This is a genomic window from Micromonospora sp. WMMA1923, from assembly GCF_049179195.1.
In the GTDB taxonomy this organism is placed as follows: domain Bacteria; phylum Actinomycetota; class Actinomycetes; order Mycobacteriales; family Micromonosporaceae; genus Micromonospora; species Micromonospora yangpuensis.
Window position 1 is genome coordinate 696,606 of sequence record NZ_JBMHLZ010000001.1, and the last position, 22,484, is coordinate 719,089.

Genomic DNA, 22,484 nt, shown 5'->3' on the forward strand with positions numbered 1-22,484 from the left:
CCGGGGTGGGGGACCGGGCCGCCGGCGGGGCGACCCGGTCCGGGCCACCGGTCAGGGAACGAGATCGAGTACGGCCGGGTACTGGCTGACCAGCAGGGTGCCGCCGAGCAGTACGCCCCAGAGCAGCGAGTTGACGAGCATGGCCCGGTCCCGCAGCAGCACCCGGGTCGGTTCGCCGCCGTCGCCGTCGACCACGACGACCTGGAGGTAGCGGGCCATCGCGAACATCGCGAACGGCATCGAGCCGACCAGCGCCAACGCCTGGTACGGGGTGGGAACGGTGGCCTGCACGTGGCCGAGGAACCCGCTGACGGTCACCGCGGCGCAGAGCACGATCAGCAGATCGAGGTACTGCACCGAGTAGCCGGCCAGCGCGGGCCGGTGGGAGCTGCCACCGACGGCCATCTCGTGTCGCCGCTTGCCCAGGATGAGCAGCAGGCAGAGGGCGAACACGGAGATCAGCAGCCAGCTGGAGACGGCCACCTGAGCGGCCAGGTACCCCTGCGTGATGCGCAGCAGGAACCCGCCGGCGACCACCAGCACGTCCAGCAGGGGCACGTGCTTCAGGCCCCGGCTGTAGGCCACGTTGAGCGCCAGGTACACCGCCAACGGCCACCACGGGAACGCCGGCCCGAAGGACACCGCCGCGACCAGCGCGACGCCGATCAGACCACCGAAGGTGTACGCCGCCGGCACGCTCACCCGGCCGGAGGCGACCGGCCGGTGCCGTTTGGTGGGGTGGGCCCGGTCGCGGTGCCGGTCGTAGACGTCGTTCCAGACGTACACCAGGGCGCTGACCATGATGAACAGCAGCACCGCCCAGGCCACCCGGCCGAGCAGGTCGAGGCCGAGCCGGGGGCTGTCGATCAGCACCAGCGGCACCACCAGCAGGTTCTTCGCCCACTGGTGCGGCCGGATCAGGGTGACCAGGTCGCGCAGCGGCGTCCGGTCGGTGGTCGCGCCGGTGACCGCGGTGCGGGCGGCGGTGGCTCCGGTGACGCCGACGGCACCGGTACGGCTGACGGGGTTGGTCAGGGTGGACCCGCCGAGGGTGGGCGGGTCGACGAGGACAGTCACGGTCTACCTCCGGGTGCCGGGTCAGAAGACGGCCTTGGCCAGTCCGAGAGCGCCCTGCTTCCAGGGGTCCCGGCTGGTCCGGCCGGCCGAGGTCGGTGCGGCGGTGCGGTGGCTGCTCTGCCACCAGCGGTAGGTGCGCAGGATGGCGTCCTGATTGGACAATCGAGGCGTCCAGCCGAGCACGTCGCGGGCCTTCTCCACGCTCACGTACGAGTCGGCCAGCAGCTTGTGGATCAGCCGCCCGTACACCGGCGAGAGCTTCAGCCGTTGCAGCAGCTCCAGGGCGGCGACGGCGGGCCGGGCCGGTACGGAGACCACCCGTTTGCCGTGGCCGGCGGCGTCCAGCACCGCCTGGAAGTCCTCCCGGATGGTGCCGAACCGGTCTGCGGCGATGTTGAACGTGTCGTTGGCGACGGTGTCCGGCGCGCGCAGCACGGTGCGTACCGCGTCCACCAGGTCGTCGATGGCCAGCATCTGGATCCGGACGTCGCCCCGGCCCAGCACCGGGAAGTTGCGGCCCTCCTCGGCCCACTCGAACAGCATCGAGAAGAGCCCCATCCGGCCGGGACCGAGGAACGTCTTCGGCCGCAGCATCGGCACCAGCAGCCCACGCTCGCGGAACCGCTCGGCCACCTCCTCCGCGCTCGCCTTGGCCCGGCTGTACGGGTCGACCGGCTCGCGCGGGTACCGCTCGGTGGTCGGGACCACCTTCGGCAGCCCGTACACCGCGGTCGAGGAGACGTGCACGACCCGTTCTGCGCTGGCGCGTTCGGCGGCGGCCAGCACCGTCTCGGTGCCGCCGACGATGATCGAGCGGATCTCGTCCTCGGGGTAGCTGGGCAGGGCCGCGGCGGTGTGCACCACCGCGTCCGCGCCGGCCACGGCGGCGCCCACCCCGGCGGTGTCCCGCACGTCGGCGACCAGGTAGTCGACGCCGGGTACCGGCTCGATCGGCTGCCGCACGTCCAGGCTGCGCACCCGCCAGCCGTCGTCGGCCAGAGCCTGGACCAGGTGCCCGCCCAGCATTCCGCTGCCGCCGGTCACCACCACCGTCTTGGCACTCACGTTGTTCACCACAGCGACGACACCTTCTCCTTGACGAAACGGGAGACCAGCCGGGGCAGGCCCTGGGCGAGGGTCTGGTCGAGCCGGTCGACGAAGCGCTCCACGTCGACCGGGTCGACGACCAGTGGGGGACCCACCACCAGCGGATTCTTTCCGTTGAGCGTGTAGTACGTGTATATGTCGTGGTCCCGGTAGAGGGCGTTGACGACCGCGCAGGTGACCAGCTTCGTCCCGAACTGGGGGTCGCGGGCCAGGCCGGCCGGGGCGAGCTTGGCGACGGCGTCCAGGGCGCGCGGGGCGTTGAGGAAGACCCCCCACAGCGCACCCGCGCCGCGTACCTCGGAGACCGCGTCGGGGTGCTCCTTGGCGATCCGGGCCAGCCCCGGGGCGAGGATCCGTTCGATGTCGCGCGCCCGGGCCGGGAAGTCCTCCTCCACCGCCACGTTGATCGCCTCGATCGCGGTGGCGGTCTCCTCGCCGAAGCCGTAGTAGGTGGTGCTGGTGCTCTGCAACAGGGCGTCGTTGAAGCTCTCGTACGCCTTGTGGAAGATCGGCCGACGGGCCACGTACGCCGAGATCGAGGACTTGCCGCCGCCGAAGGACTTCGAGGTGGTCACCACGTCCGGGATCAGCCCCGGGTAGCGCATGAAGTAGAACATCGAGCCGGTCTTGCCCCACCCGGTGTAGATCTCGTCGAAGATCAGGACGATGTCCTCCCGGGTGCACAGCTCCCGCACCCCGCGCAGGAACTCCTCCGAGCACCACCGCATCGTCGAGGCGCTGAACGGCTCGATCAGCAGGGCGTACGCGTCGCTTCGGCCCCGCCGGTCCCGGCTGGCGTCCACCGCCGCCCGGACCGAGGCCAGGTCGTCGTAGCCGAAGCTGACCACGCCCGGGATGCCGGGGAAGGCGAAGTGGTTCTGGGCGCTGCCGGTCAGGCTGCCCGAGCCGAGCAGCTTGCCGTGGAAGCTGATGTCGCTGCGCAGGATCGTGTTGCGCCGGCCGCCGTGGTACTTGTAGGCCAGCTTGACCGCGCCCTCGACCGCCTCCGCGCCGGAGTTCGGCAGGAACGACATGTCCAGGTCGCCGGGGAGCACCTCGGCCAGGTTGTGTGAGAGCGCGGCCAGGTACGGCGAGAAGTAGGTCTTGTGGACCTCCATCCGCTGCCGGGCCTGGAAGCGCTGGCGGGCGGCGAGGATGCGCGGGTGGTTGTGGCCGTGGCTGAGCACCCCGACCCCGCCGGTGAAGTCCAGGATGGCCCGCCCGTCGCGGGTGTGGATGTAGGCGCCCTGGGCGTGGTCGGCCAGCTCCCGGCCGAAGCCGAACGAGGTCATCAGGCTGACCTGGCTCTTGTTCACGTACTTGCGGTACAGGTTCTGCACCTGGTCGATCGAGAGCTGCTCGGCCGCGTCGACCGTGTAGAGCTTCGCCATGGTGGGTCCCTTCAGGATGGGTGAGGAGGGGGATTCAGCTGGTGGTGGGGGTGGGGGTGAGTCGGGCGGTCGCGGGCCGCGTCGCCCGCTCCCGCAGGGCGACGGCGGCCAGCGCCGTGCCGGCGGTGAGGATCTCGGCGAGGGTGGTGAGCACCCGGCTGGCGATCGCCGCGGTGACCGCCGCCGGCAGCGGCAGCACCGTGGCCAGGGCGGCGACCACGATCACCTCGCGGACCCCGGCGCCGTCCGGCACGAACAGGGCGAGCGTGCCGGCGGTGGTGGCCAGGGCGAACGCGCCGACGGCCACCGGCAGGGCGGTCCCGGCCTCCGCGCCGAGCAGGACCGCGAGGACCCACAGGTGCACGCCGGAGAGCACCCAGGACAGGCTCTGGTACCCGATCGAGCGCCGGACGTCGGCCGGTCGGGTCAGGGTGGCCGGGGGCGGCCGGCGGGTCACCCGGGCGGCCAGCGCGACCAGGGTGTCGATCACCCCGGGCCGGACGACCAGCACCGCCAGCAGCGCGACCGGGACGAGCAGCCAGGCCAGCCCGGTGCCGAGCACGGCCGGCGCGACCAGCAACCCCACCGCCCCGCCGGTCAGCATCACCACGACCAGGTTCACCAGGTACGTGCCGGCCATCCGGACCCGGCTGACGCCGGCCTGCTCGCCGAGGCGCAGCTGGGCCAGCAGCCCCCAGAGCCGGCCGGGCACGAACTTGCCGAGGAAGCCGACGAAGAACATCCGGATCCCGGCCCCGGTCGGCACCGGAGCGCCGAGGGCCGCCAGGGTCAGCGTCCAGGCACGGGTGCCGCAGAGCAGCCCCACCGCCGTGACCACCAGCGCGGCGAACAACCAGCCGGCGGTCTCCGGGCGCAGCAGCCGGCCCAGGGCCGACCACTGCTGTCCGCGCAGGGCCACCGTGACCCCGCCGACCACCGCCGCCACGAAGGCCACCGTCAGCACCGGCCGCAGCACCCGCCGCCAGCGGTGCCGGCCGCCCGGTCCGCCCGGCGCGTTCGTCGCCTCCGCCGTCGGGCCGGCGTCGCGTCCGCCCGCGTTCGTCGCCGGGGCCGTGCCGGGCCCGCCCGGCGCGTTCATCGGCGGGCCTCGGCCAGGCTCAGCGGCTGCGGCGTGGCCGTGCCGCGCAACCGGGTGAGCAGACCGACCGCCGCGCCGGCCACGATGGCCAGCTGGGCGACCAGGTGCACGCCGACGAAGTACGCCAGGAAGGCCGACCCGCGCTCGCGACGGACGAAGGGCAGCAGCCCCGGGTCGGCCAGCAGGAACAGCCCGAAGCAGACCACCGGTACCGCCCAGAGCGCCGGGTGCACCAGCCCCAACGGCAGGCTGAGCAGCACCAACGGGGCGACCAGCACACCCAGGGCGGGATTGACCGCGACACTGCCGGCGCGCATCCGGTGCGACCCGGCGAACGCCGCCAGCGGCAGCGACCGGCGGTACTGCTCCCGCAGCATCGCGCGGAACCCGGCGCAGTCGTCGTGCCGGCCGACCACCGTGTCGGTGAGCCGGATCCCGGCCACCCGCACCAGCCGGTCGCTGTACTCGACGTCCTCGGCGTCGCGCAGTCCCTCGTGGAACCGGCCGGCCGCGGCGAACACCGAGCGGCGCACCGCGGCCAGCGCGAAGACGGCGGTGCTGACCCGGCCGACGCTGCGCCGCCGCCACCAGTGCGCGTGCAGGACCTTGTAGTGCTCGATCGGCCCGTCGTCGTACAGCGGCCGGGTGTCGTAGGTGCCGTGCACGCAGCCGCACTCCGGGTCGGCCGCCAGCACCGCCAGCGCGTTGGCGATCGCGTCGGGGCGCAACGCCACGTCGGAGTCGACGAAGAAGAGGATCTCGCCGGTCGCCTCCCGGGCGCCGATGTTGCGGGCCGCCGACACGCCCTTGTTGCCGCCGCCGGCGACGATCCGGCACGGGTAGCGCGCCGCGATCTCCCTCGACCGGTCGGTGGAGCCGTCGTCGACGACGATCACCTCGTACGGCCGGTGCGTCTGGGCGAACACGGCGTCCAGGCACGCGCCGAGCGTTTTCTCGTAGTTGTAGTTCGGCACGATCACCGACACCGTCTGCTCATCAGCGGCCATTCGGCCTCTCCCTTTCACGACCGACGTCGGTTGTGACGTCCAGGAACTCCGATGTCGATGACGTTAGGCAGCCGTCGATCCCCGGCCAAGGTGGCGAATCCTTTTCCGGTGCCGATCTCCTCGAAGGTGGCAAGGGCGACTACGACCAAAAGCGCATTCCTGCGGCGTACCCGGAATGGTGCGCGTGGAGCGCGCACAGAAAGGCACCCGGTACGCCAGTCGGCGTACCGGGTGCCTTCGTTCGGTGGGTTGCTCTCAGTTGCGTTGGGTGAGGCGCAGCAGCATCGGCGGGCAGTCGTCGGCGGTGCTCAGCAGGAACCGCCGGGCCCGCCGCAGGCCCGCGCGCCACCGGGTGGGCAGCGACCGGGGTGGGGTCGGTGACGTGGCCGGCTCCGGCGGGGCGAGCCCGGTCCCCGACGCCGCCACCGAAGGCCGGGCGTCGACGGGCCGGACCGGCCCGGGTGCGGTGGTAACCGCGGGTCGCAGTTGGGTAGTGGTCACGGTTGCTCCTTCCAGTTGCGTTGTCGGCATCCGGTGGCGGTCACACCTCCGCCAGCCGGCCCCGGGCAAGGTCGTCCCAGCGCAGCGCCTGCGAGGTGAGACCGAGCCGGTGGTGGCAGTCGGTAAGCACGGCGAAGGCCACCGGGTCGTAGGGGTCGACGTCGATCGCCCGACGGTTCCAGTGGATCGCCGTCCACCAGTCGCCGGTGGTCAGGGCCAGGTCGCTGAGGTACCGCAGCGCCTGCAGGGCCCGGGTCCGGCACCACTCCCGTTCCGTCACCACCCACTGGGCGTCCTGCGTGGGCAGCAGGGGGCCCTGGTAGACCGCCACCGCGCGATGGAAGTGCTCGGCGGCCGCGGCGTGGTTGCCGGCGGCGACGGCGGCCTCGGCGTTGGCGATCCACCTGCCGAACGTGGTGACGTCGATCCGCAGCTCGTCGGCGCGCAGCAGGTAGCCACCGTCGACCGAGCAGATCTGCACCGGCGTCGGTCGGCCGGCCGGGCCGCCGAGCGCCCGCCGCGCGCCGTGCACCGCGGCCTTCACCGAGGTGGTACCCGCCGACGGCGGCAGGTGCGGCCAGAGTGCCTCACGCAGCGTGTCCCGGCTGACCGGCCGCCCGACGTGCAGCAGCAGGTACTGCACCAGTGCCCGGGACCGACCGGCCCGCCAGTTCGTCACGGGATTGCCATGAATGGTGATCTGGAAGCCGCCGAACAGTTCGGCGGTCGACGATTCTGCGTGGTACGACATGAGGACTCCGCTGTGCTCCGTGGTTGGCTGGGTGGGAGCGACAGGTCGACCATAAATTGCGTGCGTCGCGGCGGGCAGGTAGCGGGTGTTGTCCGGGGTGGGGAAGTAGCGTTTGGTAGTGCCACCCCTGCGACCTAGGTCGTAGTCCGGGTTGGTGGCTCGGATGAACCGGAAAAGGTGTGGCGGCCTCACGATGTTTCACATGACCTACTCGGTGAATGGGCTCGACCGGTACTTCCGGGTCGACGGCCCGGTCCGGCCGGCGGTGCCGGCGTTGGCAGCCATCGCCCAGGGCGGTGGCCAGGTGGTGGCGAGTTGGCGGGAGGCCCGCCCGGTCGTCCAGGTCATCTTCCAGTTGCGGTTCTTCGCCGGTGCCGCGGTGGCCGCTCCGCACGCCGTGGTGACCCGCCCCGGGGCGCTGCTGCTGGGCTCGCTCGCCTGGCTCTGCGCGACCTGGTTCGTCTATCTGCTCAACGGGCTGAACGACCAGGTCGAGGACCGGCGCAACGGTTCGCACCGGCCGTTGGCCACCGGGGCGCTGCCGACCGCCGCCGCCCGTCGGATCGCGGTCGGGCTGGCCGCCGCCGCGCTGCTGCTGGGCGCGGCGGTGTCGCTGCGGCTGGCCGGCCTGGTCGCGGTGATGCTGCTGCTCGGTTGGCTGTACTCGGCCGGTCCGCGCCCGCAGAAGGGCAACATGCTCGGCTTCGTCCTGGTCGTCGCCGCCGGTGGGGTGGTCACCTACCTGGCCGGCAGCGCGGCGGCGGGCGGCCTGTTCGAGCCGGAGCTGGTGGTGCTGATGCTGGCCATGTCGATGTGGATGGCGCTGGCCGGCACCACCAAGGACCTCTCCGACGTCGCCGGTGACCGGGCGGCCGGCCGGCGTACCCTGCCGGTGCTGCTCGGCGACCACGGGGCCCGCCGGCTGATGGCCGCGCTGGTCGCACTGGCCGGCGGGGTGCTGCTGATCGGCGCGCTGCTGGTGACCCCGACGCTGGCCGCGCCGGCGGCCGTGCTCACCGTCGGCGCGACGGCGGTGGTCGGCTGCCTGCTGGCCGGCACCGGGGCGACCGATCGGCGGCGGCAGCGCCGCCCGTACCGGATCTTCATGGTCAGCCAGTACGCCGTTCACCTGACGGTGCTGAGCCAGTTCGTCAACTGACAGCCGACTATTCGTCACACTTCCGTGCCGCCTTGGAAACACGCGTATCGTCGACTGTGGCCGCTGGACCTTGTGGTGCCAGCGGCCATGATCTAATCTGCGCGGCCCACGCGCTACCTGTGGTAATCTCGGGCGTGACAGGGGGGATCCATGGGGAAACCACATGAAATGGGACCTGTGGGTGAGGTCGAGTTGTCCTCAACGGCACGGGAAATTGTCGCCGCTTTCCAGGATTCGCTCCGTCGGCAGGGCAACGAGCTGGTCACCGGCCCCGAGGTCGTGGCGCAGCTCGCGATCCAGGTCCAGTCGGTGCTCGACGACATCGAGGCCCGCCTCTCCGGTGCCGACGCGACCTCGGTGGAGCTGGTAGGTGAGTCCCGACTCTTCAACGTCGACATCGGCGCCGACCGGGCCCGCCGGGGCATCCACCCGGTGCAGTCGCTGCGCGCGGCGACCACCCTCTTCGAGGTCATGCTGCGGATCCTCACCCGCGACCTGCCTCCCACCGACAGCGCCGCCGCGCTCCGGCTCAGCCGGGCGCTGCACGAGGCCATCATGGCCCGGGTCGCGTTGGCCTCACTGTCCTATGTGGGGTTTCTGATGGAGAAGCTCCAGGCCTCCCGGCAGGAGGAACGGACCCGGATCGCCCGGGAGCTGCACGACCGGGTGCTGCACGAGATGGGCCTGACCCTGCACCGGCTGGACCTGCACCGGCACTACGCCGACCGCGATCCGGCGCAGGCCCGGGCGAAGGTCGACGCGGCCATCGAGTCGCTGGACGAGGCGCTGCGCACGGTGCGGACCCTCTCCGCCGAGCTGCGCCGCTCGGTCGGCGAGTACGGCCTGGAGCGCACCCTGCGTGCCTACCTGGAGGCCAACGCGCCGACATCGGTGCAGTTCTCGGTGACCACCACCGGCGACGTCAAGGCGCTCCCGCCCGACGTGTCGGAGGAGCTCTATCTGATCATGCGGGAGGCGGCCCGTAACGCGTTGCGGCACGCCGACCCCGGCCGGCTGGAGCTCTCCATCGACGTGGGTGACGACGCGGTCGCCGCCGCGGTGGTCGACGACGGGGCCGGGTTCGACACCGGTGACCCCGACCGGGCCCGGGGCGGCCTGCCCTCGATGTACGAACGGGCGCTGTTGTTGCACGGCGTCCTGACCCTGACCAGTGCGCCCGGCAGCGGTACCCGCGTCGAGGTGCGAATCCCGTTCTCCGAGGCAGGGCTGTGAGCATTCCCGTACGGTCGCAGATCAGGGTGTGCCTGGCCGACGACCACAACCTGTTGCGTGACGGCATCCGCGAGATGCTCTCCACCGAGCCGGAGTTCGCGGTGGTGGGCGAGGCGTCGTCCGGCCCCGAGGCGCTGGCCATGGTGGCCCGGCTGCGCCCCGAGGTGCTGCTGCTCGACGTGGAGATGCCCGGTCCGGGTGCACGGGCCGTCATCCGCCAGGCCCGGCAGGTGGCGCCGGAGACCCGGGTGATCGTGCTGACGATGCACGACGACCCGGACATGGTGCACGAGTTGCTGGAGGCCGGCGCGGTCGCGTACCTGCTCAAGACGATCCTGCGGGACGACCTGATCGCCGCGGTCCGGTCGGTGGTCCGCCGCCCCAGCCAGAGCGTCCTGCTGGCGGTCTCTCGGGAGACCGTGGAACGGCTGGACCGGCAGAAGCCGCGCACCACGGGCACCCCGCTGACCGCCCGGGAGCTGGAGGTGCTCCGGCTCATCGCGGAGGCGATGAGCAACGCGCAGATCGCCAGCCGGTTGTTCATCACCGAGGCGACCGTCAAGCGGCACCTGACCAACATCTACGCCAAGCTGCACGCCGTGTCCCGGGTGGACGCCATCCGTAAGGCCACGGCCGCCCGGCTGATCAAGCCGATGGACGACCATCCCACCGTCTTCTGAGGGCGGCCCGGCGGGTATGACCGGGGTGTGACCGGAGCTGGCTAGCTTCGGTGGGGTCGGATGTCGACGAGGTGTCGCGGGTGTTGCCGGATCCTCGCCGACCGCCGTCGTCCATGCCGTTGTCCGGGTCCGCACTTCTGGGAGCAGCACATGTTCGGGCGAGAGGAGCTCCGCTACGTCCAACTCGTGGCCACCGAGGCCAGGGAGTTCGCGGTCTGGCCGATCGGTCGACGACCTCCCCGGGGCTGGCGGGTCGTCCCCTTCGCGGGCACCCTCGCCGCCTGTGGTCGCCACGTGGCGGAGCTGCACCACGCGGCGGCGACGCGCAGCGGTGGTGGGCAGGCACCGCAGTCGGCCGGCCACGAGCTGGTCGGGCTGTTGGCCAAGGCCGCCGGGGAGCAGCCGGATGCCGTCGCGCTCTCCGCAGGAGCACTGCGGATGACCTACCGCCAGCTCTGGGAGCACGTCGAGGAGCTGGCCGCACGCCTCGGCGAGGCCGGCGTCGGCCCGGGTGGACGGGTAGCCGTCGTCGGGCGACCGCCCGCGGACCTGGTCGTCGTCGTGGTCGCGGTACTGGTCGCCGGGGCCACCTGTGTGCTGGCCGAAGGCGGGTCGCCGGAGGCCACCGGCGAGGCGGTGCGGGCCGTCCGGCCCGACCTGGTGCTGGCCCCGGCCGGTACGCCCTGCGTGCCGCCCTGGTGGCCGGAGGCCCGCTGCCACTGGTCGGGCCCGACCGGGAGCACCTGGCACGCCTGGGGCACCACGGAGCAGGCCGCCGGGACCGGTGGGAGGGTGGCCACCCCGGCGAGCGCACCGGTGACCGGCGGGGCCCCGGCGGAGGCGGCCCTGGTCGTGTCGGCCTCGCCGGACGGCACCGGGGTGGTGTGGCGCGGCCAGCAACTCGCCTGGCTCGCCGGCGGCTGCGGGCTGCCCCGGCTGGGTTGCGGCGACCGGCTCCTGCCGTTGGCGCCGCTGGATGCGACGACGACCCTGGTGGTGGCGTTGCGCGCGTTGCTCACCGGGGCGGAGCTGGCGTTGCCCGCCGACGGCGACCGGTCGTCGGCCACCGGGCCGGTCCCGGCCCGGTGGCGGTTGCGCGTCGAACGGGCCGACGGATCGGTCGACGAGATCCAGGTGTTCGGCTTCGCCGAGACCACGATGCTGGCTGCGACCGTGGACCCGGCGACCGGTGAGCTGACGCCGTTGCCGCAGACCCGGGGGTGCGTGCTGGACGGGCACCTCGCGTCGGTCCCCCGGGGACAGGTCGGTGAGCTGTACCTCGCGGGCACCCCGCTGGCCGCCGGCTACCTGGACCGGCCCGAGCTGACCATGGGCCGGTTCCTGCCCGACCCGTCCGGCGCGGCGCCGGGCAGCCTCATGTTCCGCACCGGGTTGCTGGCCCGGCAGGTGGCGGAGCAGCGGTTCAGCCTGGTCGGACCGGCCAGCACCGGGAGCTGACCGGACGGCCCATCCGACCAGCGGCGTGTCGCGGCAACAACATCATGATCGCCGGGCGCCGGCCGGTGGGGTGGGTGTCTGTTGTGTCCGGTGGGTGGATGGTGGATGCGTCCGGGATGGATTGTTTCGTTCGTCGGTGAAGTGTATTTCCGGCCAGGTTGGGGTGGCGGGTTCCACTCGCATCTGGCCGTTGGCCTGCGCTTACGTCCGACTCGGTCGCGGCTGTCCCAGGATGCGGTACCTGGCTTTTTGGCTACTTGTGCTGCGTACCGACGACGGTCATTATGAGTTCGTTCCGGGATGCGGCATTGCACATTCATCCGACGTGGTGGTGTTTTTGCAGGTCAACTGCAGTGTCGTGGCCCGGAACGGATCGACCAGCCAATCAGTCGGAGCTATTTTACGAACGTGTTTCCGGCGCATGGCCTCGATGCGTCGGGGCTGGTCGGTGCCATGGTGGTACGGCCGCAGGCGCGGTGCCGCCATTTTTGAAGACTTCTCTGGGGCCGATTCTTGACTCGGCAGTGCCGCCGGGCGAATGTCCGACGACCGCGCGGGTACGGGAGATCAACGCATGAGTGGAATTGCCGGCTGGATCGACTTCCGCCGAGATATCGGTACGCGGTCGAGCATTCTGCGGGCCATGACCGGGACGATGCGTGATCGCGGTCCGGACAGTGCCGGTGTCTGGATGTCGGCCCACGCCGGCCTCGGCTACCGGGGGTTGGACACCGGGGCGCCCGGTGGCTCCGGGAACCTGGCCCGGGTGGAGTTCGGCGACGCGGCGGTGACGCTGGTGCACGCCGGGCCGATCTACAACCTCCGTGAGCTGCGCCGGGCGGTCGAGGCGGCCGGCACCCGACGTCGGGCCGAGTCCACTCCGGAGATCCTGCTGGAGACGTACCTGCGACACGGGGAGCGCTTCGTCGAGCAGCTCGACGGCATGTTCACCGTCGCCGTCTGGGACGGCCGGCACCGCCGGCTCCTGCTGGCCCGGGACCGGCTCGGACTCAAACCCCTCTACTACCACCGGTACGCCGACGGTGTCGTGTTCGCCTCCGAGCCCACGGCGGTCCTGACCCACCCGTTGGTCACCGCGCGACTGGAGCTGGCCGCGCTGCCCATCGTGCTCCAGCCACGGCTGACCCGGGCGGGGGAGACCCCGCTGGTGGGGCTGCGTGAGCTGGCCCCGGCCGAGCTGCTCGGCTGCACCGCCGAGGGCACCACCAGTCGGCGGTACTGGGAGCTGACCAGCGCACCGCACCACGACTCGTTCGACAAGACCGCCGCGCACGTCCGGGAACTGCTGGAGGAGAGCGTCGGCCGGCAACTGGCCACCGGGGTGCCGGGCGGCGCGATGCTCTCCGGCGGGGTCGACTCGACCTCCGTCGCGGCACTGGCGGCGCAGCTGCTCGGCGGTGGTGGGCAGCGGCTCGACACGTACTGCGTCGAGTTCGCCAGCGACCCGTCGCACTTCACCCCGACCGAGCTGCGCCCGGACGTGGACGCGCCGTACGCGGCGGCGGCGGCCGAGTTCCTCGGCACCCGCCACCACACCCTGACCGCCAGCGTCGAGGACCTGCTGGCCGCGATCCCGGCTACCCGTCGGGCCCGGGGTCTGCCCGGCTGGGGCCAGTTCGACGCCTCGATGTACCTGATCTTCCAGCAGATGCGCGAGCGCAGCGTGGTGGCGCTGACCGGGGAGGCGGCCGACGAGTTCCTCGGCGGGTACCCGTACTTCTTCAAGGCCGACCGGCTGGAGCGCGACACCTTCCCCTGGATCGGCGACGGACCCCGGCTGGTCGACTACCTCGCCCCCGAGCTGCGCGACGTGGTGCGGCCGGCGGCCGACGAGCGGGACCGGTACCACGACCTGCTCGGCCAGGTGCCGAGGCTGCCCGGGGAGGACCCGGCGGACGCCCGGATGCGGGAGGTCTTCTACCTCGGCATGGCCGGGCCGCTCGCGGTGATCCTGGACCGCAAGGAACGCATGAGCATGGCCCACGGCCTGGAGGTACGGGTGCCGTTCTGCGACCACCGGCTGGTGGAGTACCTGTGGAACGTGCCGTGGTCGATGAAGTCGGCCGGCGGGGTGAAGGGGCTGCTCAAGGCGGCCATGGCCGACCTGCTCCCGCCGGGCACCGTCAACCGGCGCAAGAGCGCCTACCCGCACGTGCAGAGCCCGCGCTACGACGAGGCGCTGATCCGGGAGGCGACCTGGATCGTCAACGACCCGGCCTCGTCGCTGCGCGCGATGTTCGACACCGCCCGGCTCAACGGCCTGATCCGGCAGATCACCGCCGGCCGGATGGACTCCGAACTGCCGGGCGGGGCGAGCCCGGCGCACCTGCTCATCCAGCTCGTGGAGCTGCGGGCCTGGATCGAGGAGAACAAGGTGGCGCTGCCGTGACGACCCCGGCCACCGGGCCGGAGGGCCACCCCGACGGTGGCCACCAAGCCGGACGGCACCCACGCCCCTGACGCACCGCCAGACGAAAGGCAGGCAGTCTGATGCTCGAACTGGTCCCCCTCGCCGAGGGCGTCGGCACCGAGGTCCGTGGCATCGATGTCACCGGCGACATCTCCGACCGCGACTTCGCCCGCATCCACCAGGCCTGGATGGACACCGCCGTCCTGCTCTTCCGTGACCAGAAGCTGACCCCGGAGCAGCACATCGCCTTCACCCGGCGCTTCGGTGAGGTCTTCGCGTACACCCGTTCGCAGTTCAACGACGTCGAGCACCCCGAGATCCTGCTGCTGTCCAACCTGACCCGCGACGGCAAGCCGATCGGCTCGGCGTACAGCGGGCGGGTCTGGCACACCGACGGCCACTACCTGACCAACCCGCCGGTCGGCTCGATGCTCTACGCCATCGAGGTGCCGCCGGTCGGCGGCGACACCTGGTACGCCAACATGTACGCCGCCTACGAGGCGCTGCCCGAGCGGGTCAAGGAACGCATCGAGGACCTGCGGGTGGTGATCAGCCGGGTCCAGTCCCGGCCGTACAACTACCCGGACCGGCCGGCACCGACCGAGCAGGAACGGGCCGAGTGGGTGGACGTGTCGCACCCGATCGTGCGTCGGCACGAGGTGAGCGGCCGCAAGGCGCTCTACGCCGGCGGCAACGTGCCGTGGCGCATCGAGGGGCTGCCGGTGCACGAGAGCGCCCCGCTGGTCACCTTCATCCAGGAGTTCGCCGTGCAGCCCCGGTTCACCTACCGCCACCAGTGGCGGCCGGGCGACATCGTGCTCTGGGACAACCGGGGCGCCATGCACCGGGCCACCTACTACAACGACGTGGCGCACCGCCGGCTGCTGCACCGGACCACCATCGCCACCGACCGCCCGATCCCGGCCTGATCATGGCGACGTACGACTATGTGGTCGTCGGTGCCGGCGCGGCGGGCTGCGTGCTGGCCGGCCGGCTCACCGAGGACCCGACGGTGAGCGTGCTGCTGCTGGAGTCCGGCCGACAGCGACGCAGTCCGCTGCTGTCCATCCCGGCCGCCGAGACGATCCTGATGGGCAACCCACGCTACGACTGGTGCTTCGACACCGAGGCGGACCCGACCATCGGCGGGCGGAGCCTGCGCATCCCGCGGGGCCGGCTGCTCGGCGGATCGAACGCCATCAACGGCATGATCTTCGTACGCGGCCAGCGCCAGGACTACGACGACTGGGCGGCGCTGGGCAATCCCGGGTGGTCGTGGGAGGGGGTGCTGCCGTACTTCCGGAGCATGGAACGGGTGGCCGGGATCGGCGGGGACAGCCGGGGCCGGTCCGGGCCGATCGCGGTGGGGTTGCCCCGCGAACGCGACGAGCTCTGCGACGCGTTCCTGACCGCCGCCGGCAAGGCCGGTTACCCGGAGAACCCGGACTACAACTCCGGCGACCAGGAGGGGTTCGGCTACTACCAGGTCAACCACGACGGTGGGCGGCGGTCGTCGGCGCTGGGCGGGTACCTGCGGCCGGCCCGGCAGCGGCCCAACCTCACCGTGCTGACCGGCGCGCACGTCGGCCGGCTCCGCTTCGACGGCACCCGCTGCGTGGGGGTGACCTACCGGCACGGCGGCGCGGAGCACACCGCCGACTGCGGCCGGGAGGTGATCGTCAGCGCCGGCACGGTGCAGTCCCCGCAACTGCTGGAACTCTCCGGCGTCGGCCCGGCGGAGGTGCTGCGCAACGCCGGGGTGCCGGTGGTGCACCACCTGCCCGGGGTGGGGGAGAACTTCCGGGACCACTTCGCGGCCCGGCTGCGGTGGCGGGTCCGGCAGCCGATCACCTTCAACGAACGCTCCCGGGGCGTACGCCTGGCCGGCGAGGTGCTGCGCTACCTGGGCACCCGCCGCGGCCTGCTCAGCCTCCCGATCGCCCTCGGGCACGGCTTCGTGCGCACCAGCGACACGCTGGACCGGCCGGACGTGCAGTTCCACTTCGCCCCGGCCAGCTACGGCGCGGGCTCCACCCGGCGGCTGGACACCCGGCCCGGGATGACCGTCGGGGTGTACCCGCTGCGCCCGGAGTCGAAGGGCTCCATCCACATCCGCAGCGCCGATCCGGAGCAGCCGCCGGCGATCCGGCCCCGGTTCCTCGACACCGAGGTGGACCGGGCCACCCTGCTGGCCGGCATGCGGATCGCCCGGCGGATCGTCGAGGGCGCGCCGCTGGACGCCTACCGGGAGTTCGAGACCCAGCCCGGTCCGGACGTCCGCACCGACGACGAACTGCTGGCGTACGCCCGGGAGCGGGGGGACACCTCGTACCATCCGGTGGGCACCTGCCGGATGGGCGACGACCCCGGCGCGGTGGTCGACGAGCGGCTGCGGGTGCGGGGGCTGGCCGGGTTGCGGGTGATCGACGCCTCGGTGATGCCGACCATGATCTCCGGCAACACCAACGCGGCCAGCATGATGATCGGCGAGAAGGGCGCGGCGCTGGTCCGGCAGGACCACCGGGCGGGGGCCGCCCGGTGACCGGCGCCCCGGTCACCGTCGGGCCGGGTGACCCGGAAAGCGCCGGGGTCACCGTCGGGCCGGGTGACCCGGACGACGCCGAGGTCGCCGCCCTGCTGCGGCGCTCCGAGGAGTACGCCCACTCGCTGTACCCGCCGGAGAGCGTGCACCTGCTGCCGGTGGCCGAGCTGCGCGCCCCCTCGGTGGCCTTCCTGGTCGCCCGCGACGCGGCAACCGGTGCGCTGCTGGGTTGCGGCGCGGTGGTGCTGCCCGAGCCCGCCGCCGGCACCCTCGCCGACGGTGCGGATCGTGCCGAGCGGGCCGGTGCCGGGGCGTACGCCGAGGTGAAGCGGATGTTCGTCGAGCCCGGCGTGCGTCGCCGGGGGGTCGGTGCCCGGATCCTCGCCGCGCTGGAGCAGCGGGTCCGGGCCGCCGGGGTGGGCACCGTCCGGCTGGAGACCGGGCCGGACCAACCCGAGGCGATCGCGTTGTACCGGCGACTCGGCTACGTCGAGCGGGGACGCTTCGGCGACTACTCCGACGACCCGCTCAGCATCTTCATGGAGAAGGCCCTCGATCCGCCGGGGGCCGGACAGGAACAGGGGTCAGGGATGGACACGACACCGCGCCCGGTGCTGGTGGTGGTCGACGGCTACTCCTCCGGGGCACAGCTGCCGGGGTTGCTGCGCGAACGCGGCTGGGACTGCGTACACGTGCAGAGCAGCCCCGACCTGCCGCCGTACTTCCTGGCCAGCTTCGACTCCACCGCCTGGATCGACAGGTACGGCTACCTCGGTGACCTCGGCGCGCTGACCGACGTGCTGGCCCGGTACCGACCGGCGGCGGTGCTGCCCGGCTCGGAGAGCGGCGTCGCCCTGGCCGACCTGCTCGCCGAGGCGCTCGGCCTGCCCGGCAACTCCCCACAGAGCAGCGCCGCCCGACGCCACAAGTACGAGATGCACAACCGGTTGAAGGCGGCCGGCCTGCGCAGCATGGACCACTACCTGGCACACGACCTGGCCGGGCTGCTCGACTGGGCCGGCGGCGGCTCGTGGCCGGTGGTGCTCAAGCCGCCGGCCAGCGCCGGCACCGACTCGGTGACGTTCTGCGCCGACGCCGGGGAGCTGACCGGGGCCTTCCAGCGCCTGCACGGCGCGGTCGACCAGCTCGGCAACCGCAACGACACCCTGGTCGCCCAACGCTTCCTGACCGGGCAGGAGTACTTCGTCAACGGGATCAGCGGCGACGGCCGGCACGTGGTCACCGAGATCTGGCGCACCGACAAGATCCGGGTGCCCGGCGGCGGCTGGATCTACGACCGTAGTGTCCTGTTCGACCCCACCCAGCCCGAGCAGAAGGAACTCGTCGACTACGTGCACGGGGTGCTCGACGCGCTCGGGGTCAGCTACGGCGCCCACCACACCGAGCTGATGGTCGGCCCGGACGGCCCGACCCTGGTGGAGTGCGCCTCCCGGATCTCCGGCGGGCTGAACCGGCCGGCCGCCGCGCACGCCGTCGGCGCGAGCATGCTCGACCTGGTCACCGAGATCGTCGTCGAGGGGCCCGGCTTCGTGCCCCGGTACGCCGACAGCCGGCCCGGCCACGCCGCCCCGCTCTGGCAGGTGCAGTTCATCTCCACCGTCGACGGCGTGGTGGTCGAGTCGCACTACGCCGAGCTGCTGGCCAGCCTGCGCAGCCGTACCTGGTTGCAGCGGGCCCCCCGACCGGGCGACCGGGTCTACCGCACCAACGACCTCTTCTCCAGCCCCGGCATCGTCTTCATGACCCACCCGGACGTCGACGTCCTGGCCGCCGACCACGCCCTCGTGCGGCAGTGGGAGCAGGAGAACCGGCTCTTCACCGTCGCCTGAGACACCGCACCAGCGGGCCGTTCCGCGCCTTGAGAAGGGACACCAGCGTGCCTGACACCGACCGCTTCGACTACGCCGACAACCTCACCCGCGCCGGCCGGTACCGCGACCACCGGGGCGCCTTCTGGCCGCCGACGGCAAGCTACCGACCGATCGGGCTGGACCTCGCCCCGGCCACCCCGCAGCTGGACGCCGACTTCCCCACCGCGCTGGCCGGGCTGCGTACCGCGATCGAGGCCGAGTGGGCCGGGGCCAAGGAGCACGGCATCGCCGTACCCCGGCGGTTGGCCGACCCGGCGGTCACCGCGGCGGCGCTGCGCCGGGTCGCCGGGCTGCTGCCGGCCGAGGCCGACCGGCGGGCCGCGTCGCTGCGCGCCGACGCGGTCGAGCACGGCTACACCGACGAGATCCTCAAGGAGCTGACCGGCCTGGTCGAGGAGGTCACCCTGGTCGCCGGGCAGGTTTCCACCTGGTACGGCAAGGACATCCGGGGTCTGCCGACGGCGTTCGCCTGCCGTCGTGACGACCAGCGGCAGGCCGACGTGGACCGGGCGCTGGAGTTCCTGCCGGACGTCCCGCCGTACCTCGGGCGGCTCCACGCCGACCTGCGCCTGGGTGACCTGCCGGCGTTCGGCGCGGCGCAGCTGTTCTTCATGGCCGGCGAGGGTGACCTGCACCCCAAGCACATCGCGTACTTCCTGCCGGAGGACGAGGGCGTCAAGTACTCGCCGTTCAAGAAGACCTACTACTTCGCCAACGTGCACCGGGCGCTGGTGCGGGGGGTCTCCGGGCCGCTCGCCGCCGACCTGCTCACCCTGGACACCCCGGTCGACCTCGACGACGAGCGGTTCGCCACCATCGGCACGCTCGGCGTGCTCAGCCACGAGTTCGGGCACTTCGTGCAGCGACCGGCGACCTCCTTCAAGGAGCTCAACGCCGCCGACCGGTGGGCCTCGGTGGTGCTCCAGGAGGTCGCCGCCGACGTCTTCGGCATCCTGATCCTCGCCGAGGTCTGGGCCGAACGTCTCGCCCTGACCCCGGCCGACGTGATCGCCTACTACCTGGCCGAGTGCCTGCGCTACGTCAGCCGGGGGCTGGGCCACTTCCCGGACAGCGACGGCATGTACCTGCAGCTGTCGTACCTGGTGCAGGTCGGTGCGCTGGAGACCGACGGGGCCCGGCTGGTCGGCGGGCACAGCCAGGTGGTGGCCGGGCTGCGGTCGCTGGCCCGGGTGCTTGCCGACTTCCTGCTCTCCGGGGACGCCGAGCTGGCCGGTCGGCTGCACCACGACTACGGGCCGGCCAACCCGGCACCGCTGCGGGCCCTCGTCGACGCGCTGCGCCGGCGACCGGCCGGCTCGGTCGAGTACGGACAGTCGCACACCACGATCGCCACGGCCGACGGGGAGAACCAGCAGTGATCAAGGTCGAGCAGCACCTGGAGCAGGTCCGCGAGTACTACCGCACGCACCGTTCGGTCGACGGGCAGGCCGAGGGCACCATCTACGCCATCTGGGAGCGGGGCCGGGCGTTCAACGACTCGGTCACCCCCTCCACCTACGTGCCGGAGTACCGGTCGCACATGACCCTCAAGCTGCTGTCGTTGACCGCACCGGGCGCGGCCGTCTTCTCCCTCGGCTGCGGCAACGGCTTCGTCGAGGGCGACCTGGTGGCCCTGGACCGGACGGTACGGGCGATCGACTTCAACGACGAGGCGGTCGCGCTCACCCGGGGCCGGGGGGTGGACGCCTTCGTGGCCGACTACTTCGACCTGACCCCGGCCGACCTGGCCGGCACCGACCTGCTCTACGCCGACGGGTTCCTCGGCCACGTCTTCACCGCCGAGGAGACGGTCACCCCGGCGCTGGCGCAGCTGACCGGGCTGGGGTTGCGCTCCGGGGCGTACGTGGTGCTCTCCAACGACGCACCGTACGACCCGGCGGCCGACTACGCCCCGCACGAGCGGGTGGCCGGGTTCTGGTTCGTCTCCCGGGAGTACCTGGGCCAGGAGCTGGCCCGGGCCGGCCTGGTGCCGGTGGAGAGCTACTACTTCCCGTACCTGCGGCCGATCAGCGGGCTGCGCAACCGGACCATCTGCGTCGCCCGGGTGCCCTGACATGCCGATCTCGCAGGAGTTCGCCGCCCGGCTGCTGCCGGTGCTGCCGGCGGTGGTCGAGACCTACCCGACCCCCTTCCACATCTACGACGAGCGGGGCATCGTCGACACCCACCGGGAGCTGGTGGCGGCCTTCGACGGTGCGCCGTACCGGCAGTACTTCGCGGTCAAGGCGCTGCCCAACCCGACCGTGCTGCGCACCCTGCTCGCCGAGGGCAGTGGTCTGGACTGCGCCTCCCCGGTCGAGCTGGAGCTGGCCGAACGGCTCGGGGCCCGCGCCGACGACGTGGTCTTCACCTCCAACAACACCACGGTCGCCGAGTACGAGTCGGCGCTCAAGGCCGGCGCGTTGATCACCTTCGACGACCGGTCCCTGCTGGACAAGGTGGACCGGCTGCCGGAGCTGGTCGCCTTCCGGGTCGCGCCGCACGGCACCGCCGCCGGCTCGGCCCTGATGGGCAGCGCCACCCACTCCAAGTTCGGGGTGCCGCTGGCCGAGCTGGCCGACGCCTACCGGGCCGCCCACCGCCGGGGGGTACGCCGGTTCGGCATCCACGGGATGATCTGCGCCAACGAGCTCAACCTGGAGCGGGCGGTCCGGGCCGCCGTCGAGGTGGTCGAGCTGGGTGCGCGGATCGCCGCCGAGACCGGCATCGAACTGGAGTACGTCAACATCGGCGGCGGCCTCGGCATCCCGTACCGGCCGACCGAGCGGCCGATCGACATCCGGGCGTACGCCTCGGCGATCCTGGCCGCCCGGCGGGGGGCCTTCACCACCCACCGGCCCCGGATCGTCACCGAGATCGGGCGGTACCTGACCGGGCCGCACGGCGTACTGGTCAGCCAGGTGGTCAACCGGTGCCGCAAGGGGCAGGACATCGTCGGGCTGGACGCCTCGATGTCGGCGCTGATGCGGCCCGGCTACTACGGCGCGTACCACCACATCAGCCTGCCGTACGCCGCCGGCCGACCCGAGACGCTCGTCGACGTGGTCGGCTCGCTCTGCGAGAACAACGACAAGTTCGGCGTCGACCGGCTGCTGCCGGCCCCGGCCGAGGGGGACATCGCGCTGATCCACGACACCGGCGCGCACGGGCACGCGATGGGGTTCACCTACAACGGACGGCTGCGGCCGGCCGAACTGCTGCTGACGGCGGCCGGCGAGGTGGTCGAGATCCGTCGGGCGGAGACCTTCGACGACTACCTCGCCACGGCGCGCTGGACACCCACGAAGATCATGGAGAGCACCAGGTGACTGACGAACAGAGCCGGACGTACGTCGAGCAGGCCTTCGCCCGGCGGGACCGGCTCACCCCGGACGAGGTGGCCGAACTGCGGCCGTACGTCGAGGCGGGGCTGGCCGGGCTGGACCGGGGGGAGCTGCGCGCGGCCTGGCCGGAGGGCGACACGTGGATCGTCGACGCCTATGCCAAGCAGGTGATCCTGCTGTCCTTCCTGACCCATCCCAACCTCATGGCGCAGTCCGGCCCGGGTCGGCCGAGGACGTACGACAAGGTGCCGTTGAAGTTCGAGACCTGGACGGCCGACGACTTCGAGAAGTCCCGGCTGCGGGTGGTCCCGGGCGCGGTCGTCCGGTACGGCAGCCACATCGCCCCCGGCGCGGTGCTGATGCCGTCCTTCGTCAACGTCGGCGCGTACGTCGGTGCGGGCACGATGGTGGACACCTGGGCCACCATCGGCTCCTGCGCCCAGATCGGCCAGCGCTGCCACATCTCCGGCGGCGCGGGCATCGGCGGCGTGCTGGAACCCCTCGGTGAGCAGCCGGTCGTCATCGAGGACGACGTCTTCGTCGGCGCCCGCTGCGAGATCGCCGAGGGGGTCCGGGTACGCGCCGGCGCGGTCCTCGGGATGGGCGTCTACCTGGGCCGTTCCACCCCGATCGTGGACCGGGCCAGCGGTGCGGTGAGCTACGGCGAGGTGCCGCCGAACGCCGTCGTGGTGCCCGGCAGCCGGGCCGTCGCCCAGCAGCCGGGGCTGTCGTTGGCCGCCGCCGTCATCGTCAAGTACGCCGACGAGCGGACCCGGGGCAAGACCGCCCTGAACGACCTGGTGCGGGACTGA

Annotated in this window: 19 protein-coding genes; 12 read left to right on the forward strand and 7 right to left on the reverse strand. The window is 72.3% G+C overall.

Features of this window, described 5'->3' with window-relative positions; genetic code table 11:
- Positions 1-51: 51 nt before the first annotated feature.
- The 7 genes from ACN28G_RS03215 to ACN28G_RS03245 all read right to left on the reverse strand — a co-directional run bounded on the left by ACN28G_RS03215 (position 52) and on the right by ACN28G_RS03245 (position 6,933).
- The gene (locus tag ACN28G_RS03215) at positions 52-1,077 is read right to left on the reverse strand and encodes a UbiA prenyltransferase family protein (RefSeq protein ID WP_229688096.1); all 1,026 of its coding nucleotides are present in this window, start codon (positions 1,075-1,077) and stop codon (positions 52-54) included.
- A 21-nt stretch (positions 1,078-1,098) separates the two neighbouring features.
- A complete protein-coding gene (locus ACN28G_RS03220) occupies positions 1,099-2,151 on the reverse strand; it encodes an NAD-dependent epimerase/dehydratase family protein (protein WP_421478381.1) in 1,053 nt (350 codons plus the stop codon).
- On the reverse strand, positions 2,148-3,476 hold the full coding sequence (locus ACN28G_RS03225; protein ID WP_421480853.1) for an aspartate aminotransferase family protein: 1,329 nt from the start codon (positions 3,474-3,476) through the stop codon (positions 2,148-2,150). Before ACN28G_RS03225 ends, ACN28G_RS03220 begins: the two co-directional genes overlap by 4 nt.
- 133 nt (positions 3,477-3,609) lie before the next feature.
- Positions 3,610-4,674 carry a lysylphosphatidylglycerol synthase transmembrane domain-containing protein gene (locus ACN28G_RS03230; protein ID WP_091435339.1) on the reverse strand — a complete coding sequence of 355 codons (1,065 nt, stop codon included), beginning with the start codon at positions 4,672-4,674 and terminating at the stop codon, positions 3,610-3,612.
- A complete protein-coding gene (locus ACN28G_RS03235) occupies positions 4,671-5,681 on the reverse strand; it encodes a glycosyltransferase family 2 protein (protein WP_091435341.1) in 1,011 nt (336 codons plus the stop codon). The genes ACN28G_RS03230 and ACN28G_RS03235 overlap by 4 nt, the downstream gene beginning before the upstream one ends.
- 255 nt (positions 5,682-5,936) lie before the next feature.
- On the reverse strand, positions 5,937-6,182 hold the full coding sequence (locus tag ACN28G_RS03240) for a DUF1178 family protein (protein WP_139135618.1): 246 nt from the start codon (positions 6,180-6,182) through the stop codon (positions 5,937-5,939).
- A 40-nt stretch (positions 6,183-6,222) separates the two neighbouring features.
- On the reverse strand, positions 6,223-6,933 hold the full coding sequence (locus ACN28G_RS03245; RefSeq protein ID WP_091435343.1) for an AfsR/SARP family transcriptional regulator: 711 nt from the start codon (positions 6,931-6,933) through the stop codon (positions 6,223-6,225).
- 202 nt (positions 6,934-7,135) lie between these two features.
- On the opposite strand from ACN28G_RS03245, the gene ACN28G_RS03250 reads away from it, so the two are divergent.
- The 12 genes from ACN28G_RS03250 (at position 7,136) to ACN28G_RS03305 (ending at position 22,484) form a co-directional block, all read left to right on the forward strand.
- Positions 7,136-8,092, forward strand: a complete 957-nt coding sequence (locus ACN28G_RS03250; protein ID WP_091435345.1) for a UbiA family prenyltransferase — start codon at positions 7,136-7,138, stop codon at positions 8,090-8,092.
- A 177-nt stretch (positions 8,093-8,269) separates the two neighbouring features.
- Complete coding sequence (locus tag ACN28G_RS03255) at positions 8,270-9,325, forward strand: sensor histidine kinase (protein ID WP_421478382.1); 1,056 nt, start codon at positions 8,270-8,272, stop codon at positions 9,323-9,325.
- On the forward strand, positions 9,322-10,005 hold the full coding sequence (locus ACN28G_RS03260) for a response regulator (RefSeq protein WP_229688095.1): 684 nt from the start codon (positions 9,322-9,324) through the stop codon (positions 10,003-10,005). Before ACN28G_RS03255 ends, ACN28G_RS03260 begins: the two co-directional genes overlap by 4 nt.
- A 150-nt stretch (positions 10,006-10,155) precedes the next feature.
- On the forward strand, positions 10,156-11,463 hold the full coding sequence (locus ACN28G_RS03265; RefSeq protein ID WP_175440465.1) for an AMP-binding protein: 1,308 nt from the start codon (positions 10,156-10,158) through the stop codon (positions 11,461-11,463).
- Between the two features lie 574 nt (positions 11,464-12,037).
- Positions 12,038-13,873, forward strand: coding sequence for an asparagine synthase (glutamine-hydrolyzing) (asnB, locus tag ACN28G_RS03270; protein WP_091435351.1), 1,836 nt, complete (start codon positions 12,038-12,040; stop codon positions 13,871-13,873).
- Between the two features lie 101 nt (positions 13,874-13,974).
- The gene (locus ACN28G_RS03275) at positions 13,975-14,823 is read left to right on the forward strand and encodes a TauD/TfdA dioxygenase family protein (protein WP_421478383.1); all 849 of its coding nucleotides are present in this window, start codon (positions 13,975-13,977) and stop codon (positions 14,821-14,823) included.
- Between the two features lie 2 nt (positions 14,824-14,825).
- Complete coding sequence (locus ACN28G_RS03280; protein WP_421478384.1) at positions 14,826-16,436, forward strand: GMC family oxidoreductase; 1,611 nt, start codon at positions 14,826-14,828, stop codon at positions 16,434-16,436.
- A complete protein-coding gene (locus tag ACN28G_RS03285) occupies positions 16,433-18,286 on the forward strand; it encodes a GNAT family N-acetyltransferase (RefSeq protein ID WP_421478385.1) in 1,854 nt (617 codons plus the stop codon). Before ACN28G_RS03280 ends, ACN28G_RS03285 begins: the two co-directional genes overlap by 4 nt.
- 47 nt (positions 18,287-18,333) lie before the next feature.
- Entirely contained in the window at positions 18,334-19,707 is a 1,374-nt protein-coding gene (locus ACN28G_RS03290) for a hypothetical protein (RefSeq protein WP_421478386.1), read from the forward strand.
- Positions 19,704-20,402: an oxin biosynthesis protein gene (locus ACN28G_RS03295; RefSeq protein WP_091435361.1), complete on the forward strand. Its 699-nt coding sequence runs from the start codon at positions 19,704-19,706 to the stop codon at positions 20,400-20,402. The genes ACN28G_RS03290 and ACN28G_RS03295 overlap by 4 nt, the downstream gene beginning before the upstream one ends.
- Position 20,403: 1 nt before the next feature.
- On the forward strand, positions 20,404-21,657 hold the full coding sequence (locus ACN28G_RS03300; RefSeq protein WP_421478387.1) for a diaminopimelate decarboxylase: 1,254 nt from the start codon (positions 20,404-20,406) through the stop codon (positions 21,655-21,657).
- Positions 21,654-22,484 carry a 2,3,4,5-tetrahydropyridine-2,6-dicarboxylate N-succinyltransferase gene (locus tag ACN28G_RS03305; RefSeq protein ID WP_421478388.1) on the forward strand — a complete coding sequence of 277 codons (831 nt, stop codon included), beginning with the start codon at positions 21,654-21,656 and terminating at the stop codon, positions 22,482-22,484. Before ACN28G_RS03300 ends, ACN28G_RS03305 begins: the two co-directional genes overlap by 4 nt.

What these genes read in the sequence shown, in the direction of transcription:
- ACN28G_RS03225 (WP_421480853.1), bottom strand. Translation starts at nt 3,476, where the DNA reads ATGACCTCGTTCGGCTTCGGCCGGGAGCTGGCCGACCACGCCCAGGGC.
- ACN28G_RS03230 (WP_091435339.1), bottom strand. Translation starts at nt 4,674, where the DNA reads ATGAACGCGCCGGGCGGGCCCGGCACGGCCCCGGCGACGAACGCGGGC.
- ACN28G_RS03235 (WP_091435341.1), bottom strand. Translation starts at nt 5,681, where the DNA reads ATGGCCGCTGATGAGCAGACGGTGTCGGTGATCGTGCCGAACTACAAC.
- ACN28G_RS03245 (WP_091435343.1), bottom strand. Translation starts at nt 6,933, where the DNA reads ATGTCGTACCACGCAGAATCGTCGACCGCCGAACTGTTCGGCGGCTTC.
- ACN28G_RS03250 (WP_091435345.1), top strand. Translation starts at nt 7,136, where the DNA reads ATGACCTACTCGGTGAATGGGCTCGACCGGTACTTCCGGGTCGACGGC.
- ACN28G_RS03265 (WP_175440465.1), top strand. Translation starts at nt 10,156, where the DNA reads ATGTTCGGGCGAGAGGAGCTCCGCTACGTCCAACTCGTGGCCACCGAG.
- asnB (WP_091435351.1), top strand. Translation starts at nt 12,038, where the DNA reads ATGAGTGGAATTGCCGGCTGGATCGACTTCCGCCGAGATATCGGTACG.
- ACN28G_RS03275 (WP_421478383.1), top strand. Translation starts at nt 13,975, where the DNA reads ATGCTCGAACTGGTCCCCCTCGCCGAGGGCGTCGGCACCGAGGTCCGT.
- ACN28G_RS03280 (WP_421478384.1), top strand. Translation starts at nt 14,826, where the DNA reads ATGGCGACGTACGACTATGTGGTCGTCGGTGCCGGCGCGGCGGGCTGC.
- ACN28G_RS03300 (WP_421478387.1), top strand. Translation starts at nt 20,404, where the DNA reads ATGCCGATCTCGCAGGAGTTCGCCGCCCGGCTGCTGCCGGTGCTGCCG.